This window comes from Myxococcus eversor, assembly GCF_010894455.1.
Classification (GTDB): domain Bacteria; phylum Myxococcota; class Myxococcia; order Myxococcales; family Myxococcaceae; genus Myxococcus; species Myxococcus eversor.
In genome coordinates, this window is sequence record NZ_JAAIXY010000066.1 from 1 (window position 1) to 1837 (window position 1837).

At 68.3% G+C, this 1837-nt stretch carries 1 protein-coding gene; it reads right to left on the minus strand.

Annotated features, from left to right (window positions below):
* Positions 1–1818, minus strand: a 1818-nt coding sequence (locus G4D83_RS45140) for a condensation domain-containing protein (protein WP_240357196.1), incomplete at its 3' end; no start/stop codon positions are given.
* Positions 1819–1837: the final 19 nt, after the last annotated feature.

Sequence of the window (1837 nt, forward strand, 5' to 3'; positions counted from 1 at the left end):
CGCCCCCAGGTGCCACGCCAGCTGATTCGCCCGCCTCTCCAACTGCGCATACGTCAGTCGCGCGCCTCCGAAAACCACCGCCACCGCCTCCGGTGTCCTCGCCGCCTGCGCCTCCACCAACTCGTGCGCGCAGACCTCCCAGCGGGGTCCCGTCGCGGAGGTGTTCCAGGCTTCCAGCACGAGGCGCCGGTCCGCGTCGGAGACGAGCGGCAGCCCGGACACGCGCTGGAGCGGATTGGCGATGGCGCCCGCCAGAAGCCGTTGCAGGTGTGCCACGAGGCGTTCGGCGGACGCGGGCTCGTAGAGGTCCGTGCGGTACTCCAGCGTGCCCGTGAGACCGGCGGGCGTCTCGCGAAGCATCAACGTGAAGTCGAACTTCGACGTGCCGCTGTTCACGTCCACGTGTTCGAACGAGAGCCCCGGCGTGGCCAGCTCCATGGGCGGCGTGTTGAGCAACACCATCGCCACCTGGAAGAACGGCGTGTGTCCCGGCAGGCGCTCCGGCTGGAGCACCTCCACCAGCTTCTCGAACGGCAGGTCCTGGTGTGAGTACGCGCCCAGCGTCGTCTCGCGCACGCGCCCCAGCAGCTCGCGGAACGTCGGGTCGCCATCCAGCTTCGTGCGCAGCACCAGCGTGTTCACGAAGAAGCCGATGAGCTCCTCGGTCTCCATCTGCTGGCGACCGGCGATGGGCGCACCCACGCAGATGTCGTCCTGCCCCGAGTACCGCGACAACAAGGCCTGGAGGCCCGCGAGCAGTCCCATGAACAGCGTGGAGCCCTCGCGCTGGCACAGACTCACGAGGCCCCGGGTCAGCTCCCGGGAGAACTCCACCTTGAGCACCGTGCCCGGATTGCGAGCATCCAGGGGACGCGGCCGGTCCGTGGGAAGCTCCAGCGAAGCGGGGGCCCCTTCGAGCTGTCGCTTCCACCAGGCGAGCTGCCGCTCCAGGACGTCTCCCTGGAGCCACTCGCGCTGTTGGACGGCGTAGTCCACGTATTGGAGACCCAGCTCCGACAGCGGGGAATGCCGCCCCACGCTGAAGGCCTCATAGAGGGTGACGACCTCTCGGATGAGTACGGCGATGGACCAGGCGTCCGCGATGATGTGGTGCATCGTCACGAGCAAAAGGTGCTCGTGGACGTCGAGCCGCACCAGCCCCGTGCGGAGCAGGGGGCCGCGCGTCAAATCGAACGGCCGTCGGGCCTCGGCCCAGACCAGCCGCAGCGCCTCTGCTTCCTTCTCGGACTCCGGCAGCGACGCCAGGTCCTGAACCGGCAGTCGCATCCGCGGAAGCGCTTTGAGGGAGATGACCTGGACCGGCTTGCCCTCGCGGGACTGGAAGACGGTGCGCAGGGACTGATGGCGTCGCACCAGCTCCGTGAAGGCCTGCTCCAGGGCCTGCACATCCAGGTCCCCCTTCAACCGGAGCGCGGCGGGGATGTTGTAGAGGGGGCTGCCGGGCCTGTACTGGTCCAGGAACCACAGGCGCTGCTGGGCAAAAGAGAGCATCTCTTCCTCCGTGTCCCCCTGCTCGTTTGAAATTCGGAGCCGAGCCCGCGCCCGCGCGAGCATCGACTGAGGAGCGTTTCCCGGCCGCAGCCGCACATCCGTCTCGATGCGCTTCGCCAACGCCGCGACAGAGGGCGCTTCGAAGAGGGTCCGCAAGGGGACCTCCGCCTTGAGCAATGAGCGGATGCGCGCCACCAACTGCGTCGCCAGCAGGGAGTGGCCGCCCATGCTGAAGAAGCTGTCGGTGACGCTGACACGCGGCAGCTTCAGCACCGAGGCGAACGCCTCCGCCAACCGCGTCTCCATCTCGTCTCGTGGAGCCACG